We start from the raw sequence: 16,258 nt of genomic DNA on the forward strand, positions 1-16,258 counted from the left end.
ATGCTCAAGCAAGCACTCGCACACAATGGTTTGATCGCAATCCTGCGCGGTATACGACCGGACGAAGCGGAGGCGGTTGGCCAGGTGCTCTATCAGGCTGGCTTTCGCGTGATTGAAGTACCGCTGAACTCCCCCGACCCTTACACCAGCATCCGTACGCTGCGCGACAGCCTGCCCGCCGATTGCCTGATCGGCGCGGGTACGGTGTTGACGCCGGAGCAAGTGGCGCAGGTGAAAGCGGCCGGCGGCCAGGTGATTGTCATGCCCCACAGCGACGCCAAGGTGCTACGTGCTGCGAAAGCGGCGGGCCTGTACCTGTCGCCGGGTGTCGCCACGCCGACCGAAGCCTTCGCCGCGCTGGCCGAGGGTGCCGACGTATTGAAGCTGTTCCCGGCCGAGCAAATGGGCCCGGCGGTGATCAAGGCGTGGCTGGCGGTATTGCCGACGGGCACGTTGCTGCTGCCGGTCGGCGGTGTGACCCCGGACAACATGCAGGTGTATTTCGACGCCGGCGCGAAGGGCTTCGGCCTGGGTTCCGGGTTGTTCAAGCCGGGTATGTCGGTGGCGCAAGTCGCCAGCAGCGCCCAGGCCTATGTTGCGGCCTGGAACGCGCTTAACTGATGCCCCTGAACTGAGTGCAAGCTTTGCGCCTTGGGCGCTGCATCGACAAGAGAGATAAGAGATGAAAATCACCAAACTGACTACCTTCATCGTGCCGCCGCGCTGGTGCTTCCTCAAGGTTGAAACCGACCAGGGCGTGACCGGTTGGGGCGAGCCCGTGGTTGAAGGTCGCGCCCACACGGTGGCGGCTGCCGTCGAAGAGCTCAGCGACTACCTGATCGGCAAAGACCCACGCAATATCGAAGACATCTGGACCGTGCTCTACCGTGGCGGCTTCTACCGTGGCGGCGCCGTGCACATGAGTGCCCTGGCCGGTATCGACCAGGCGCTGTGGGATATCAAGGGCAAGGCGCTTGGCGTATCGGTCAGCGACCTGTTGGGCGGCCAGGTGCGCGACAAGATCCGCGTGTATTCATGGATCGGCGGCGATCGCCCGGCCGACACCGCCCGCGCCGCCAAAGAGGCGGTCGCGCGTGGTTTTACCGCAGTGAAAATGAACGGCACTGAAGAACTGCAGTTCGTCGACAGCTTTGAAAAAGTTGACCTGGCCCTGGCCAACGTGGCTGCCGTGCGCGACGCCGTCGGCCCTAACGTCGGCATCGGCGTCGACTTCCATGGCCGCGTACACAAGCCCATGGCCAAGGTGCTGATGAAAGAGTTGGACCCGTACAAACTGATGTTTATCGAAGAACCGGTGCTCAGTGAAAACTATGAGGCGCTGAAAGAACTGGCGCCGCTGACCAGCACGCCGATCGCCCTCGGCGAGCGGTTGTTCTCGCGGTGGGACTTCAAGCGTGTGCTCAGCGAAGGTTACGTCGACATCATCCAGCCGGACGCGTCCCACGCCGGCGGCATCACCGAAACCCGCAAGATCGCCAACATGGCCGAAGCCTACGACGTGGCCCTGGCCCTGCACTGCCCGCTGGGTCCGATTGCCCTGGCGGCCTGCCTGCAACTGGACGCGGTTTGCTACAACGCGTTTATCCAGGAGCAAAGCCTGGGCATCCACTACAACGAGAGCAACGACTTGCTCGACTACGTGCGCGACCCGGGCGTGTTCGACTATGACAAAGGCTTTGTGAAGATCCCCAATGGGCCGGGCCTGGGCATCGAGATCAACGAAGAGTATGTGATCGAACGCGCGGCCATCGGCCACCGCTGGCGCAACCCGATCTGGCGCCATGCCGACGGCAGCTTCGCCGAGTGGTAAGCCCCTCCTGAGGAAACACAGTCAATGTGGGAGCTGGCTTGCCGGCGATATCGGTGGGCCAGCTTGCATCTCTGGCGCAGGTATACCGCCATCGCAGGCAAGCCAGCTCCCACACTGACCGCGCTCGTTCAGCCAGATTTGTCCTCAATAACCATAAGAAGAGGCACTCCCCCATGCACCCTGAATCCTTCACCGGGCAGGCGTCTTTAGTCACGCCCAGCAGAAAGCGTTTCTTCATCATGGTGTTGCTGTTTATCACCGTGGTGATCAACTACCTCGACCGCAGCAACCTGTCGATTGCCGCCCCGGCGCTGACCAGCGAGCTGGGGATCGACCCAGTGCACGTCGGGCTGATCTTCTCGGCTTTCGGCTGGACCTACGCCGCCATGCAGATCCCCGGCGGCTGGCTGGTCGACCGGGTGCCGCCGCGCATTCTCTACACCGTCGCCCTGCTGCTGTGGTCGATTGCCACCGTGCTGCTCGGGTTCGCCGCCAGCTTTATCGCGCTGTTCGTGCTGCGTATGGCGGTGGGTGCGCTGGAAGCGCCGGCCTACCCGATCAACAGCCGCGTGGTCACCACCTGGTTTCCGGAACGCGAGCGCGCCACGGCGATTGGTGTTTACACCTCGGGGCAATTTGTCGGGCTCGCCTTTCTCACGCCGGTACTGGCCTGGCTGCAGCACGCGTTTGGCTGGCACATGGTGTTCGTCGCCACCGGGGGTGTGGGCATTCTGTGGGCGCTGATCTGGTACGCGGTGTACCGCGAGCCGAAGGATTTCAAAGGCGCCAACGCGGCTGAAATCGAACTGATCCGCGACGGTGGCGGGCTGGTGGATATCCAGGCGCAAACGGCCAAGGCGCCGTTCAGTTGGGTCGACCTGAGGGTGGTGCTGAGCCAGCGCAAGTTGTGGGGCATCTACCTGGGGCAGTTCTGCCTGAACTCCACGCTGTGGTTCTTCCTGACGTGGTTCCCGACCTACCTGGTGAAATACCGGGGCATGGACTTCATCAAGTCCGGGTTGTTGGCGTCGTTGCCGTTTCTCGCCGCATTTGTCGGCGTGCTGTGTTCGGGGATTTTTTCTGATTGGCTGATTCGCCGGGGCGCGTCGGTAGGCTTTGCGCGCAAGTTGCCGATCATTGGCGGGCTGCTGATTTCCACGGCGATCATCGGCGCCAACTATGTGGACTCGACAGCGTGGGTGATTGCGTTTCTGGCGCTAGCGTTTTTCGGCAATGGCTTGGCGTCGATCACCTGGTCGCTGGTATCGACCTTGGCGCCTGCGCGTTTGTTGGGGCTCACCGGGGGCGTGTTTAACTTTATCGGTAACTTGTCGGCGATTACCACGCCGATAGTGATCGGCTTTCTGGCCAGTGGTGATTCATTTGCGCCAGCGATTACCTACATCGCGGTGCTGGCATTGCTCGGGGCGCTTTCCTACGTGTTGCTGGTGGGCAAAGTCGAACGCATCGAACTGTAAACCCATTATCAGGGCGGCGGCTGACCCCTGTGGCAAGCCCGCTCGCTTCAACAAGCCGGCTTGCCACCCAAGCATTGCGGTCAGTTGAGCACGCCGTTCAGGATTTCGTAGACGATCCCCGTGCCCACCGCGATCAACACCACGTCCGGCCCGGAACGGCGCCATTCATACCCTGGGTAAACCGGCAGGCGTGCCAGGGCGCGATTGTCGAGACGTTCACCGTAATAGCCGCGTGGCAGGGGCTGGCCGCGAACCAGACGTACATTCGGCGGCGGCGGTGCGCCGCGCGAGAATTGGCCGTGGTTGTCGTGGATGATCTGCCGCACCGGGCCGAAGTCCTGAGGTGGGCCGCCGCGACGGTTGTCCGGCGGGCCGCGATGGTCGTCGCCACGTTGCTCGTGCTGGCCTTGCGGGCCGCCACGGCCGGGGCCGTCGCCATCACCCCGTTGGTCAGGCGGCGCGGCCTGCACCAAGGCACTCGCGCCGAGCATCAGCACGCCGAGACCGGCGATCAAGCGTTTAGGCATTTTCATGGGGTGTTTCCTCAGTACTGCACCAACAAAAAAGGGATTTCGAACCGAGTTCGAAATCCCTTGGTCTTGTCAGTTTAGGTACTGATTCGACAGTATGATTCCTCTGTATCAGGAACTTTACCTACCGCTACATGGCGTTTACTTACGGGCGTTGCGGACACCTTCCGACAGCGCCGCGCACAAGCCCAATACGCCATCAATCGCTTGCTGATCATTTTTGGCATTGGCAATGTGGTCGATCAGCGCCGAACCCACCACCACACCGTCAGCCAAGCGTGCGATGGCCGCAGCCTGCTCAGGCGTGCGGATACCAAAACCGATGCTGATGGGCAGGTCGGTGTGGCGGCGCAAGCGGGTCACCGCTTCTTCAACGTGTTCCAGGGTGGCCGCACCGGCACCGGTGACACCGGCTACCGACACGTAATACACAAAGCCGGAGCTGCCGTTGAGCACGGTCGGCAGGCGTACGTCATCGGTGGTTGGCGTGGTCAGGCGGATAAAGTCGAGGCCTGCTGCCTGGGCCGGGTCGCACAGCTCGCCGTTATGCTCAGGCGGCATGTCGACCACGATCAGGCCATCAACGCCGGCTTCTTTCGCGTCGGTGATGAACTGTGGCACACCGTATTTGTGGATCGGGTTGAAGTAACCCATCAGCACCAGTGGTGTGTCGTTATTGCCCTGGCGGAACTCGCGAACCATCTGCAGGGTTTTCGCCAGATTCTGCTTGGCTTCCAGCGCGCGGATGTTGGCCAGTTGAATCGCCGGGCCGTCGGCCATCGGGTCGGTGAAGGGCATGCCCAGCTCGATCACGTCGGCGCCGGCCGCCGGCAAACCCTTGAGGATCGCCAGCGAGGTGTCATAACCCGGGTCGCCGGCGGTGACGAAGGTCACCAGGGCCGCGCGGTTTTGTACTTTCAGCTGCGCAAAGCGGGTTTGCAGGCGGCTCATCAGTGTTTCTCCTGCTGGGACTGTTCCATGTGGTGCATCACGGTCTGCATGTCTTTGTCGCCACGGCCGGAGAGGTTGACCACCATCAGGTGATCCTTCGGCAGATTCGGTGCGCGTTTGAACACTTCGGCCAAGGCGTGGGCGGTTTCCAGTGCGGGAATAATCCCTTCCAGGCGGCAGCATTTGTGGAATGCGATCAGGGCCTCGTCGTCGGTCACCGAGGTGTATTGGGCGCGGCCGATATCATGCAACCAGGCATGCTCAGGGCCGATGCCGGGGTAGTCGAGGCCGGCGGAAATCGAGTGGGCGTCGATGATCTGGCCGTCGTCGTCCTGCAGCAGGAAGGTGCGGTTGCCGTGCAGCACGCCCGGTACGCCGCCGTTGAGGCTGGCGGCATGCTTGCCGGTTTCGATGCCGTAGCCGGCTGCTTCAACACCGATAATCTCGACGCTGGCGTCATCCAGGAACGGGTGGAACAGGCCCATGGCGTTGGAGCCACCGCCGATGCAGGCCACCAGGCTGTCCGGCAAGCGGCCTTCCTGGGCTTGCATCTGGGTGCGGGTTTCCTTGCCGATCACGGCCTGGAAGTCGCGCACCATCGCCGGGTACGGGTGCGGGCCGGCCACGGTGCCGATCAGGTAGAAGGTGTCGTCGACGTTGGTCACCCAGTCACGCAGGGCTTCGTTCATCGCGTCCTTGAGGGTGCCGGTGCCGGCGACCACCGGGATCACTTCGGCGCCCAGCAGCTTCATGCGGAACACGTTGGCCTGTTGGCGCTCGATGTCGGTGGTGCCCATGTAGATCACACAGTCGAGGCCAAAGCGTGCGGCCACGGTGGCGGTTGCCACGCCGTGCATGCCGGCGCCGGTCTCGGCGATGATGCGTTTTTTGCCCATGCGCCGCGCCAGCAGGATCTGGCCGATGCAGTTGTTGATCTTGTGCGCGCCGGTGTGGTTCAGTTCTTCGCGCTTGAGGTAGATCTTGGCGCCGCCGCAGAACTCAGTCAGGCGCTCGGCGAAATACAGCGGGCTTGGGCGTCCGACGTAGTCGCGCTGGAAGTAGGCCAGTTCTTCGTTGAAAGCCGGATCAATCTTCGCCGCTTCGTATTCGCGGGCCAGGTCGAGGATCAACGGCATCAGGGTTTCAGCGACGTAGCGGCCGCCGAACGCGCCAAAGAGGCCGTTGGCGTCGGGGCCGTTGCGCAGGTCGGTCTGGGACTGAGTCATGGGGCGCTCCAGGAAATAATTCGTGTGAGAGGCAATGACGGTCACTCTACCCCTCACATCCGGCGCTGAAAACCGATAAGATCGCCGCAACCTGTCAGGAAAACTCACAGATGAGCCGAGACCTTCCGCCCCTCAATGCCCTGCGCGCGTTCGAAGCCACTGCCCGGCTCAACAGCGTCAGCCAGGCCGCTGAGCAACTGCATGTGACCCACGGTGCCGTCAGTCGCCAGTTGAAGGTGCTGGAAGAGCATTTGGGTGTCAGCCTGTTCGTCAAGGACGGGCGCGGCCTTAAACTCACAGATGCCGGTGTGCGCCTGCGCGACGCGAGTGCCGAAGCCTTCGAGCGCTTGAGGGACGTGTGCGCAGAACTCACCCAAGCCAGCGCCGATGCGCCCTTCGTGCTGGGCTGCTCGGGCAGCTTGTTGGCGCGCTGGTTGATCCCGCGCCTGGGCCGCTTGAACGCAGACTTACCGGACCTGCGCCTGCACCTGTCCGCCGGTGACGGCGACCTTGATCCTCGGCGGCCCGGTCTTGACGCCCTGCTGGTTTTCGCCGAACCGCCGTGGCCGGTGGATATGCAAGTGTACGAACTGGCCAGCGAGCGGATTGGCCCGGTGATGAGCCCGCGCTTCGCCGGTTATGAGCCTCTGCGTCATGCACCTGCCTCGGCGTTGTGTGGCGAAGCGCTGTTGCACACCACCTCGCGCCCGCAGGCCTGGCCCAGTTGGGCGCAGCAACACGGCATCGAGCCCGGCGCGCTGAAACTCGGCCAGGGTTTTGAGCATTTGTATTATTTGCTGGAGGCGGCTGTTGCCGGGCTGGGAGTGGCGATTGCACCTGAACCGCTGGTGGCAGAGGACCTGCGAGCGGGTCGCCTGGTGGCGCCGTGGGGTTTCAGTGAAACCCCGGCGCACCTGGCGTTGTGGCTACCCAAACGCGCCGCAGACGGGCGCGCCGGTCAGCTGGCGCAGTGGCTCAAGGCAGAGCTGCTGCGCCAACCGCTGTAGCCGGTCAATCAGTCACCGCGTTTGCACAGCAGGTAAGCGGCCAGCAGGCCCAACGCGCCAACGGCAACGCCGGCGGTAGTCCATGGGTGCTCTTGCGCGTAGTCGCGGGTGGCGACGCCGGTTTCGCGGATTTTGACTTTGCTTTCTTCGTAGGCATCGCTGATCAGGTGGCGGGAGTGCTTGAGAGCATTCTCGGCATTACTTTTCAGGGCCTTCAGCGTTTTGCGCGACTCATCGGATGCATCATCCTTGAGGCTCTCAAGGGACTTGAGCAGGCTCGAAATCTCGGCTTCCATGCTTTCCAGCGACGCTTTGCGTAAAGAAGTGTTGGCCATGTGGGCTCTCCTGAAGTGATTGAGTGGCGTGTGTAGATACCGACTACGGCGTTTTCAGAAAGTGCAGTAAATCTGAACTTTCACCTACGAATAGCCGCCAGAAGCAGTACGAACATTGACTGCTACGCTCAGTAGAGACCTCAGGAGAAACGCTATGTCAGATCATCACACTTACAAGAAAGTCGAACTGGTGGGCTCGTCGACGACCAGTATCGAAGACGCCATCAACAACGCGATTGCCGAAGCGCATAAGAGCATCAAGCACTTGGAGTGGTTTGAAGTGACCGAAACCCGTGGCCACATCAAGGACGGCAAGGCCGCGCACTTCCAGGTCACGCTGAAGGTGGGGTTCCGAATTGCCAGTAGTTGATCACGTCGGTTGAACTTGCCGACTGGCCGATTGCCATAACCTGCGCTACACCCTTAGGGTGCCGATGCAATGCATCGGCACGCTCTTTTCGATCAGCGCAAGGAAAGTAACGGATGAAGAAGTTCCTGTTGGCGGTAGGTTTGTTGAGCATCGCGGGTACAGCCCTGGCGGCGGGCAAGCCTTGTGAAGAGCTGAAAAGTGAACTCGCAGCAAAGCTTGATGCGAAAGGCGTTCAGCATTATTCCCTGGATGTTGTCGATAAAGGCGCTGCAGCCGATGGAAGTAAGGTGATTGGCTCCTGCGAAGGCGGCACCAAGGAAATCGTCTACAAACGCGGTTAATCCCGTGTTCCAGACATAAAAAACCGACGCGAGTGCGTCGGTTTTTTTTCGCCTCGGGCTCAGCCTTTCATCAGCTGTGCCAGCAGCTCGTAGGAATGAATCCGGTCAGCGTGCTCGTAGAGGTCGCTGGTAAAGATCAGCTCATCGGCACCGGTTTGCTCGATCAGCACTTCCAGTTTGGCGCGGATCTTGGCCGGGCCGCCGACCATGGCCAAGCCGAGGAAGCTGCCGACGGCGTCTTTTTCATGGGGTAGCCACAGGCCGTCCATGCTTTTCACCGGTGGGCGCTGCACCAGGCTTTGCCCGCGCATCAGCGCCAGAATGCGTTGGTACACGGACGTGGCGAGGTAATCGGCCTGCTCGTCGGTATCGGCCGCCACCAGCGGAATGCCGAGCATCACGTAGGGCTTGTCCAGCACGGCTGAAGGCTTGAAGTGATTGCGATACACGCGAATCGCCTCGTGCATCAAGCGCGGTGCGAAATGTGAGGCGAAGGCGTAGGGCAAACCCCTCTCTCCCGCAAGCTGCGCGCTGAACAGGCTGGAACCCAGCAGCCAGACCGGTACGTTGGTGCCAGTGCCCGGCACGGCGATCACCCGTTGGTCAGGCGTGCGTGGGCCGAGGTAGGCCATCAGTTCGGCCACGTCTTCGGGGAAATCGTCGGCGCTGCCCGAGCGTTCACGGCGCAGGGCGCGGGCGGTCATCTGGTCGGAACCGGGCGCGCGGCCCAAGCCCAGGTCGATACGGCCGGGGTACAGGCTTTCCAGCGTGCCGAACTGCTCGGCAATGACCAAGGGCGCGTGGTTGGGCAGCATGACGCCGCCGGAGCCGACGCGGATGGTCGAGGTGCCACCGGCCAGATAGCCCAGCAACACCGAGGTGGCCGAGCTGGCGATGCCGTCCATGTTGTGGTGTTCGGCCACCCAAAAACGGTTGTAGCCGAACTTTTCCACGTGCTGGGCGAGGTCCAGAGAGTTGCGCAACGATTGCGCGATGCTCCCGTTGGCGCGCACGGGCACGAGGTCGAGGGTCGAGAACTTCACGTCGGACAGCGATTTCATAAGCCTGCTTCTCCATTAGGTGCGCAGGCTTATAGACGAACCAAAACCTGCCGCTTCATGTGCATGTTCTATGCAATGAGGGCATATACCCGAGATTCAATAGAGGTGGAGAGATTTCCTACTAAATAACTAGGTTTTTCCGACAAGATGAACTTTGCCCGCGCATCTATCCTCAGAACCCTTACTGAAGCAAAACCACCGTTCGAGGAGACCGCTATGAGTATCGTTAAAAAAGCATCCGCGCATTGGGAAGGTGATCTGAAGACTGGGCTGGGTTCCATTTCCACCGAAACCGGCGTGCTGCGTGAAGCGCCTTACGGCTTCAAGGCCCGTTTCGAAGGAGGCAAGGGCACCAACCCTGAAGAATTGATCGGTGCGGCCCACGCCGGCTGTTTCTCCATGGCGTTTTCGATGATTCTCGGCGACGCCGGCCTCAAGGCCGACAGCATTGACACCCAGGCTGAAGTGACGCTGGACCAAGTGGAAGGTGGCTTTGCAATCACCGCCGTGCACCTGATCCTCAAGGCCAAGATTCCAGGCGCAAGCCAGGCCCAGTTCGACGAACTGAGCAAGAAAGCCAAGGAAGGGTGCCCGGTATCCAAGGTACTGAATGCGAACATCAGCCTGGATGCGACGCTGGTTAACTGATAAAGCATCTTCCAATGTGGGAGCGGGCTTGCTCGCGAACGGGGTGGACCAGTCAATATCACTGTGACTGACCCACCGCATTCGCGAGCAAGCCCGTTCCCACATTTAGTTGTGCGTTAAATCAGAACTCGTGTTTCCCAGATGTGGTCCTATACGCTATGCAACTTAGGCGCACACCCGTGCGCATGCATTCAGGGAGCTACACACATGAAACGTTTTGCCTTGGCGATCATCTGCGCTGTTTTGGCCACGTCGGCCGTGGCCGCGCCAAAAGATTGTGAAGAGCTCAGGAAAGAGATCGAGGTCAAAATCCAGGCTAATGCAGTGCCGTCCTACACCTTGGAAATCGTCAGCAAGGAAGAAGCCGACAAGCACGACGTTGCCATGGTCGTCGGCAGCTGTGAGAACGGTACCAAAGCTATCGTCTACCAAAAGAACAACGACTGATCAGATGCAGTTGACGCTGCGTTCTTGCGCCAGCAACTGCCGCGCTGTGTTGTACAGCCGGATGTTCGGCGTGTAGCCCAGCGAGCGGCCCTCCAGCACATAGCGCTGGCCTGCCTGGAAACTGTTGTACTGCAAGGTCATGAAGCAGGTCCGGTCCTGGGTCTGCGACAACCCGCCCAAACTGCCCCCTGTTGGCACCTCGAAATCAAAGCGCACCATCAGTTCGTGGCTGCCGGGTGGCACCTGAAAGAAACGCCCGTCGTTGAGGTTCTTGCCGTCCAGGCGCTGGGCCATCACCAGTTTGGCGCCCGGGGTCGGGGTGGCGAAATCGACCCATGCCTGGTGCGGATCGACCGGTGGCAATGGCGTCGAAGCACAGGCGCTGAGGAACAAGGCGGTGACGGGAAGCAAGAGCTGGCGCATGGCAGGCACTCAACGGAAGGAAAGAATTGAGCCGGGCGCACAAGGCGGCAAACTCTCTATGAGTATAAACACGTCACGGCATGGAAAAATTCCGCGCCGGCAGGATAGTCTGGCGAGCCAGTCACCCAGGAGCGGTCGGAGCATGTTGAGGCGTTTTCTTCCAGGGCTAATCGTCGTGTTGCTCAGCGGCTGTTCCAGCGTCAGTTATTACGCCCAGTTGGCTGACGGCCAATGGCAATTGCTGAGGGCCCGCGAGCCGGTTGCCGAGGTCATCGCCGATCCCTCTCGGCCACAGGCGCTGCGCGATCACCTGGCGCAATCGCAGAAGGCACGTACCTTTGCCAGCGAGCACCTGCACTTGCCTGACAACCAGAGTTACCGGTTATACGCCGACATTGGCCGACCCTATGTGGTCTGGAATGTATTCGCCACGCCGGAATTCTCTCTATCCCCGCAAACCCATTGCTTTCCAATCGCCGGCTGCGTCGCTTATCGCGGCTACTACAACCAGGGCGCTGCGCGCGGCGAGGCGGCGGTGCTGCAGCAACGGGGCATGGACGTGTCGATTGGCGGTGTCGAGGCCTATTCCACGCTGGGTTGGTTCAACGACCCGATCATGAGTTCGATGATGCACTGGGGCGATGAGCGCCTGGCCACGCTGATTTTTCATGAATTGGCGCATCAGCGTTTTTATGTGAAGGATGACACCGAGTTCAACGAGTCTTATGCCAACTTCGTCGAGCAGGAAGGCACCCGCCAATGGCGTGCGGCGCGTGGCTTGGCGCCATTGAGCAATGCGGCGTTGCAGCAACGCGATCAGTTTATTCGGCTGGTACTTGATACCCGCAAGCGCTTGGAACAACTCTACGCCCAACCGCTGGCGACGGATGTAATGCGCCAGGCCAAAGCCGCAGAGTTCGAGCGCTTGCGCACAGCGTATCAGCACATGCGCGATAGCCAATGGGGCGGGGATAAACGTTACGACGTGTGGGTCAACCAGCCGATGAACAATGCGCGGCTGTTGCCGTTCGGGCTGTATGACCAATGGGTGCCGGCATTCGCGGCGTTGTTTGCGCAGGAAGGCGGGGATTGGGTGAAGTTTTTTGCGGCGGTTGAAAAATTGGGTGGGTTGCCGGTGGCGCAGCGTAAGGCGGCGTTAAGGCAATTGGAGAGTGGTGGCCATTAGGGCCTCTTCGCAGGCAAGCCAGCTCCCACAGTTGATCGATTTCCAAACTTGGAATGCGGTCAACTGTGGGAGCTGGCTTGCCTGCGATAACGGTCTCAAGCGCGCTGCAAAAACGCCTGATGCATCTCATCCAACGTCGCAAAATGCCAAGTCGGCGCCTCGGCATTCAACTCTTCAAAACTGCCGAACCCATACCCCACCGCCGCCGAATCCAGGCCATTGCTGCGTGCTCCGATCAGGTCGTGCTTGCGATCACCAATCATCAAGGTGGTCGCCGGGTCCAGGCCTTCTTCGCTCATCAAGTGAGCAATCAGCTCGACTTTATGCGTGCGCGTCCCATCCAGCTCGCTGCCGTAGATGACTTTGAAGTGCTTGGCAAAATCGAAATGCCGGGCGATCTCGCGGGCGAACACCCACGGCTTGGACGTGGCCACATACAGCTGACGGCCCTGGCCGTTCAGCGTTTCCAGTAACGGCATGACGCCGTCGAACACGCGGTTTTCATACAGGCCGGTGACCTTGAAACGCTCGCGATAGAAATTCACCGCCTCCCAGGCCTTGGCTTCATCGAAGCCATAGAACTGCATGAAGGCTTGCAGCAACGGCGGGCCGATAAAGTGCTCCAGCTTGGTCAGGTCCGGCTCGTCGATACCCAGTTTGCCGAGGGCATACTGGATCGAGCGGGTGATGCCTTCGCGCGGATCGGTCAGGGTGCCGTCCAGGTCGAACAGGACGGTTGGGTAATGCAGGGTCATTGATCGAATCCTTCCGCCAAGTGCAGGTCTTTGAGCTTCACGTAGTTTGCTGCGCTGTAGGTGAAGAACGCGCGTTCCTTGTCAGTCAACGGACGGATTTGTTTAACCGGGCTGCCCACATACAAAAAGCCGCTGTCGAGTGTCTTGCCCGGTGGCACCAGGCTGCCGGCGCCGATGATGACGTCGTCTTCGACCACGGCGCCGTCCATCACGATGCTGCCCATGCCGATCAAGATCCGATTGCCCACGGTGCAGCCATGCAGCATGACCTTGTGGGCGATGGTCACGTCATCGCCGATCAGCAGCGGGAAGCCATCCGGGTTGAACGGCCCGGCGTGAGTGATGTGCAGCACACAGCCGTCCTGCACGCTGGTGCGCGCACCGATGCGGATGCGGTGCATGTCGCCGCGAATCACGGTCAGCGGCCAAACCGAGCTGTCGGCGCCGATTTCGACATCGCCGATCACCACCGCCGAAATATCGACAAAAGCCCCGGCGCCCAGGGTTGGCGTGTGGTTCTGATAGGTGCGAAGGGTCACGATAGCCTCTCTCTCTTCTGCTGATAGCTGCGGTGGGCGTTGATTGTAATTAAGATGGCCCCATCTTTGTTCTTACATGTTTCTTCAGCCAAGGTGCCAACCGTGAGCGCGAACAACCCTCTTCTGCAGTCCTACGACCTGCCGCCGTTCTCGGCGATCCGTGCCGAGCACGTTCAGCCGGCCATCGAACAGATCCTCGCCGACAACCGCGTTGCCATCGAAGGCATCCTGCAAAGCCAGGGCAAAAATCCGACATGGGCCGGTCTGATACTGGCCATGGACGAGCTGAATGACCGCCTGGGCGCCGCCTGGAGCCCGGTCAGCCACCTCAACGCCGTGTGTAACAGTGCCGAGCTGCGCGAAGCTTACGAAGGCTGCCTGCCAGCATTGAGCGCCTACTCCACCGAGATGGGCCAGAACCGCGCACTGTTCCAGGCCTTCGAGGCCCTGGCCAACAGCCCCGAAGCGGCCGGCTTCGATGTGGCGCAAAAAACCATCCTGGAACATTCCCTGCGCGACTTCCGCCTCTCGGGTATCGATTTGCCGCCTGAGCAGCAAAAACGTTACGCCGAGGTGCAGAGCAAGCTGTCCGAGCTGGGCAGCAAATTTTCCAACCAACTGCTGGATGCTACTCAGGCCTGGACCAAACACGTCACCGGTGAAGCCACTCTCGCCGGCCTGACCGACTCCGCCAAGGCGCAAATGGCGGCTGCCGCCCAGGCCAAAGGCCTCGACGGCTGGCTGATCACCCTTGAATTTCCGAGCTACTACGCGGTGATGACCTACGCCCAGGACCGCGCCCTGCGTGAAGAAGTCTACGCGGCCTACTGCACCCGTGCGTCGGACCAAGGCCCGAATGCCGGTCAGAACGATAACGGCCCGGTGATGGAACAGATCCTCGACCTGCGTCAGGAGCTGGCCACGCTGTTGGGTTATGCGTCCTTCTCCGAGCTGAGCCTGGCCACCAAAATGGCTGAATCCAGCGACCAGGTGCTGAGCTTCCTGCGTGACCTGGCCAAGCGCAGCAAGCCGTTTGCCGCCCAGGACCTGCAACAGCTCAAGGCCTACGCCGCCGAACAAGGCTGCGCCGACCTGCAAAGCTGGGACAGCGGTTTCTACGGTGAAAAACTGCGCGAGCAGCGCTACAGCGTTTCCCAGGAAGCCCTGCGCGCCTACTTCCCGATCGACAAAGTGCTCAGCGGGCTGTTTGCCATCGTCCAGCGCCTGTACGGCATCGAAATCGCCGAGCAAAAAGGCTTCGACACCTGGCACCCGGATGTTCGCCTGTTTGAAATCAAGGAAAACGGCCAGCACGTCGGGCGTTTCTTCTTCGACCTGTACGCCCGCGCCAACAAGCGGGGCGGTGCCTGGATGGATGGCGCGCGCGACCGTCGCCGCACGATCGACGGCGTATTGCAAAGCCCGGTGGCCAACCTGGTGTGCAACTTCACCCCGGCCGACAGCGGCAAGCCTGCGCTGCTGACCCACGATGAAGTCACCACGCTGTTCCACGAATTCGGCCACGGCTTGCACCACCTGCTGACCCGCGTTGAACACGCTGGCGTGTCCGGCATCAACGGTGTGGCCTGGGATGCGGTGGAGTTGCCGAGCCAGTTCATGGAGAACTGGTGCTGGGAGCCGGAAGGCCTGGCGCTGATCTCCGGCCACTATGAAACCGGTGAGCCGCTGCCTCAGGACCTGCTGGAAAAAATGCTGGCGGCGAAGAACTTCCAGTCCGGCCTGATGATGGTGCGCCAACTGGAATTCTCGTTGTTCGACTTCGAGCTGCACGCCACCCATGGCGATGGTCGCACCGTGGCGCAGGTGCTTGAAGGCGTGCGCGATGAGGTCTCGGTCATGCGCCCACCGGCCTACAACCGCTTCCCTAACAGCTTTGCGCACATCTTTGCCGGCGGTTACGCGGCGGGCTATTACAGCTACAAGTGGGCGGAAGTGTTGTCGGCGGATGCCTTCTCCAAGTTCGAGGAAGAGGGTGTGCTCAACGCGGAAACCGGTCGCGCCTTCCGCGAAGCGATTCTGGCGCGGGGCGGTTCCCAGGCGCCGATGGTGCTGTTCGTCGACTTCCGCGGACGGGCGCCGTCGATTGACGCACTCTTGCGTCACAGCGGCCTGAGTGAGGACGCGGCAGCATGAGCGAAGGGCCTGTGATAACCAAAAAGCAATTTATCGCCGGGGCGGTCTGCCCGGCGTGCAGCGAGCCGGACAAGTTGAAGATGTGGACTGAAGACAGCGTGCCGCACCGTGAGTGTGTGGCCTGCGGTTATACCGACACGCTGAATGATCAAGGCTTGTCGGTGCCCAAGGAATTGGGCACGCGGGTGAATACATCGGCGCTGAAGGCGCCGGACCCGAAGGTGCAGGCCGTGCAGTTTTTCCCCAATCCCAAGCTGAAAAAGGATTGATGCCCGCTTAGGGTGTGCGTACCCAATCAGTGTCTTTCTTTGGCTCCACACGGCTGCTGCTGGCCGTGTTGAGCCAACTGTTCATCGAGCACAGGGCAAACGCGCTGGTGCTGCAATCGCCATTCGCCAAGGCTGTACGCAACTTGTCGATATCGGCCTTCATCATGTAGCGAACGCCGTCCTTGAAGCCGTTACTGGTGCCGAAACCGCCCAAGGTCATCTCGTTCAGCGCGTCTTCTTTGCTCCACCCCTGGATCACCACGCGATACATCGCGGCCATCAGGCCTGTGCGGTCAGAGCCGTGTTTGCAGTGCATCAGCACGGGGCCGTTAACTTCTGCTTGCTGGATGGCCCTGAGCGCCGCCAGCACGTCGGAATCGTCGACGTGGTTGGTGCGATAAGTCAGCTGCACCTGTTTGATATCAGATGTCTTCAGCCACGACGCATCAGATTCCGGCAAAAAGTTGATCACCGTGCCGATCTTGAGTTTTTCCAGTACGGGCACGGCGCTGCTGTCCGGCAATGCGCTGCGATACAGGGTGGGCGTCATCTGGTGCAGGTTGAATTGGCCGCCCACAGGCTGGGCCCACTCCGCTGAGCGCAGGGACGTGGCCTCGTCGGCTTGAGCCTGCAGTGTGCTGAGCAGAGCCATGAACGCCAGGCCGAGGGCAGGCAGCAAACGGATTGTGAACATGCGCGTTGGGACC

At 60.9% G+C, this 16,258-nt stretch carries 20 protein-coding genes; 11 read left to right on the forward strand and 9 right to left on the reverse strand.

What is annotated here, in order from left to right; translation table 11 throughout:
- The 3 genes from A7D21_RS11915 to A7D21_RS11925 all read left to right on the forward strand — a co-directional run bounded on the left by A7D21_RS11915 (position 1) and on the right by A7D21_RS11925 (position 3,309).
- Positions 1-621 carry a 2-dehydro-3-deoxy-6-phosphogalactonate aldolase gene (locus tag A7D21_RS11915; protein ID WP_069551780.1) on the forward strand — a complete coding sequence of 207 codons (621 nt, stop codon included), beginning with the start codon at positions 1-3 and terminating at the stop codon, positions 619-621.
- 61 nt (positions 622-682) lie between these two features.
- Complete coding sequence (gene dgoD, locus A7D21_RS11920) at positions 683-1,831, forward strand: galactonate dehydratase (RefSeq protein ID WP_017137927.1); 1,149 nt, start codon at positions 683-685, stop codon at positions 1,829-1,831.
- Between the two features lie 173 nt (positions 1,832-2,004).
- The gene (locus tag A7D21_RS11925) at positions 2,005-3,309 is read left to right on the forward strand and encodes an MFS transporter (protein WP_053253632.1); all 1,305 of its coding nucleotides are present in this window, start codon (positions 2,005-2,007) and stop codon (positions 3,307-3,309) included.
- 80 nt (positions 3,310-3,389) lie between these two features.
- On the opposite strand, the gene A7D21_RS11930 is transcribed toward A7D21_RS11925, so the two are convergent.
- From A7D21_RS11930 to trpB, 3 genes are all read right to left on the reverse strand, one after another.
- Positions 3,390-3,842, reverse strand: coding sequence for an anti-virulence regulator CigR family protein (locus A7D21_RS11930; protein WP_053253633.1), 453 nt, complete (start codon positions 3,840-3,842; stop codon positions 3,390-3,392).
- A 138-nt stretch (positions 3,843-3,980) separates the two neighbouring features.
- Positions 3,981-4,790 carry a tryptophan synthase subunit alpha gene (trpA, locus tag A7D21_RS11935; RefSeq protein WP_069551781.1) on the reverse strand — a complete coding sequence of 270 codons (810 nt, stop codon included), beginning with the start codon at positions 4,788-4,790 and terminating at the stop codon, positions 3,981-3,983.
- Positions 4,790-6,016, reverse strand: coding sequence for a tryptophan synthase subunit beta (gene trpB / locus A7D21_RS11940; RefSeq protein ID WP_053253635.1), 1,227 nt, complete (start codon positions 6,014-6,016; stop codon positions 4,790-4,792). The genes trpA and trpB overlap by 1 nt, the downstream gene beginning before the upstream one ends.
- A gap of 110 nt (positions 6,017-6,126) precedes the next feature.
- Between trpB and A7D21_RS11945 the strand changes: the two genes are divergently transcribed.
- Entirely contained in the window at positions 6,127-7,023 is an 897-nt protein-coding gene (locus A7D21_RS11945) for a LysR family transcriptional regulator (protein WP_069551782.1), read from the forward strand.
- Between the two features lie 8 nt (positions 7,024-7,031).
- Here A7D21_RS11945 and A7D21_RS11950 read toward each other — a convergent pair whose 3' ends face one another.
- Positions 7,032-7,358 carry a YqjD family protein gene (locus tag A7D21_RS11950; RefSeq protein WP_003170746.1) on the reverse strand — a complete coding sequence of 109 codons (327 nt, stop codon included), beginning with the start codon at positions 7,356-7,358 and terminating at the stop codon, positions 7,032-7,034.
- Between the two features lie 154 nt (positions 7,359-7,512).
- Here A7D21_RS11950 and A7D21_RS11955 point away from each other — a divergent pair, with 154 nt between their 5' ends.
- On the forward strand, positions 7,513-7,728 hold the full coding sequence (locus A7D21_RS11955) for a dodecin (RefSeq protein ID WP_016969657.1): 216 nt from the start codon (positions 7,513-7,515) through the stop codon (positions 7,726-7,728).
- Positions 7,729-7,841: 113 nt separating this feature from the next.
- Positions 7,842-8,069, forward strand: coding sequence for a DUF1161 domain-containing protein (locus A7D21_RS11960; protein ID WP_069551783.1), 228 nt, complete (start codon positions 7,842-7,844; stop codon positions 8,067-8,069).
- A gap of 59 nt (positions 8,070-8,128) precedes the next feature.
- Here A7D21_RS11960 and A7D21_RS11965 read toward each other — a convergent pair whose 3' ends face one another.
- The gene (locus tag A7D21_RS11965; protein WP_053253638.1) at positions 8,129-9,130 is read right to left on the reverse strand and encodes an LLM class flavin-dependent oxidoreductase; all 1,002 of its coding nucleotides are present in this window, start codon (positions 9,128-9,130) and stop codon (positions 8,129-8,131) included.
- A 216-nt stretch (positions 9,131-9,346) separates the two neighbouring features.
- On the opposite strand from A7D21_RS11965, the gene A7D21_RS11970 reads away from it, so the two are divergent.
- Together A7D21_RS11970 and A7D21_RS11975 are read left to right on the forward strand one after the other, a co-directional pair.
- On the forward strand, positions 9,347-9,778 hold the full coding sequence (locus A7D21_RS11970; RefSeq protein ID WP_053253639.1) for an OsmC family protein: 432 nt from the start codon (positions 9,347-9,349) through the stop codon (positions 9,776-9,778).
- Positions 9,779-9,985: 207 nt separating this feature from the next.
- The gene (locus A7D21_RS11975; protein WP_069551784.1) at positions 9,986-10,225 is read left to right on the forward strand and encodes a DUF1161 domain-containing protein; all 240 of its coding nucleotides are present in this window, start codon (positions 9,986-9,988) and stop codon (positions 10,223-10,225) included.
- Here A7D21_RS11975 and A7D21_RS11980 read toward each other — a convergent pair whose 3' ends face one another.
- On the reverse strand, positions 10,226-10,648 hold the full coding sequence (locus A7D21_RS11980) for a hypothetical protein (RefSeq protein WP_053253641.1): 423 nt from the start codon (positions 10,646-10,648) through the stop codon (positions 10,226-10,228).
- Positions 10,649-10,790: 142 nt separating this feature from the next.
- Between A7D21_RS11980 and A7D21_RS11985 the strand changes: the two genes are divergently transcribed.
- Entirely contained in the window at positions 10,791-11,834 is a 1,044-nt protein-coding gene (locus tag A7D21_RS11985; protein WP_069551785.1) for an aminopeptidase, read from the forward strand.
- A 95-nt stretch (positions 11,835-11,929) separates the two neighbouring features.
- Here the strand turns inward: A7D21_RS11985 and A7D21_RS11990 are convergent, their stop codons facing one another.
- Complete coding sequence (locus A7D21_RS11990) at positions 11,930-12,589, reverse strand: HAD family hydrolase (protein WP_069551786.1); 660 nt, start codon at positions 12,587-12,589, stop codon at positions 11,930-11,932.
- On the reverse strand, positions 12,586-13,128 hold the full coding sequence (locus A7D21_RS11995) for a gamma carbonic anhydrase family protein (RefSeq protein WP_069551787.1): 543 nt from the start codon (positions 13,126-13,128) through the stop codon (positions 12,586-12,588). Before A7D21_RS11995 ends, A7D21_RS11990 begins: the two co-directional genes overlap by 4 nt.
- A 54-nt stretch (positions 13,129-13,182) precedes the next feature.
- On the opposite strand from A7D21_RS11995, the gene prlC reads away from it, so the two are divergent.
- Positions 13,183-15,282 (forward strand): oligopeptidase A, encoded by a 2,100-nt coding sequence (prlC, locus tag A7D21_RS12000; RefSeq protein ID WP_171902612.1) that lies wholly within the window; start codon positions 13,183-13,185, stop codon positions 15,280-15,282.
- Positions 15,279-15,551: a YheV family putative zinc ribbon protein gene (locus A7D21_RS12005; protein ID WP_027608125.1), complete on the forward strand. Its 273-nt coding sequence runs from the start codon at positions 15,279-15,281 to the stop codon at positions 15,549-15,551. Before prlC ends, A7D21_RS12005 begins: the two co-directional genes overlap by 4 nt.
- A 7-nt stretch (positions 15,552-15,558) precedes the next feature.
- Here A7D21_RS12005 and A7D21_RS12010 read toward each other — a convergent pair whose 3' ends face one another.
- The gene (locus A7D21_RS12010; protein ID WP_053253646.1) at positions 15,559-16,245 is read right to left on the reverse strand and encodes a dual specificity protein phosphatase family protein; all 687 of its coding nucleotides are present in this window, start codon (positions 16,243-16,245) and stop codon (positions 15,559-15,561) included.
- Between the last annotated feature and the right edge of the window lie 13 nt (positions 16,246-16,258).

The sequence above is a fragment of the Pseudomonas sp. AP19 genome (assembly GCF_001728855.1).
GTDB lineage: Bacteria > Pseudomonadota > Gammaproteobacteria > Pseudomonadales > Pseudomonadaceae > Aquipseudomonas > Aquipseudomonas fluorescens.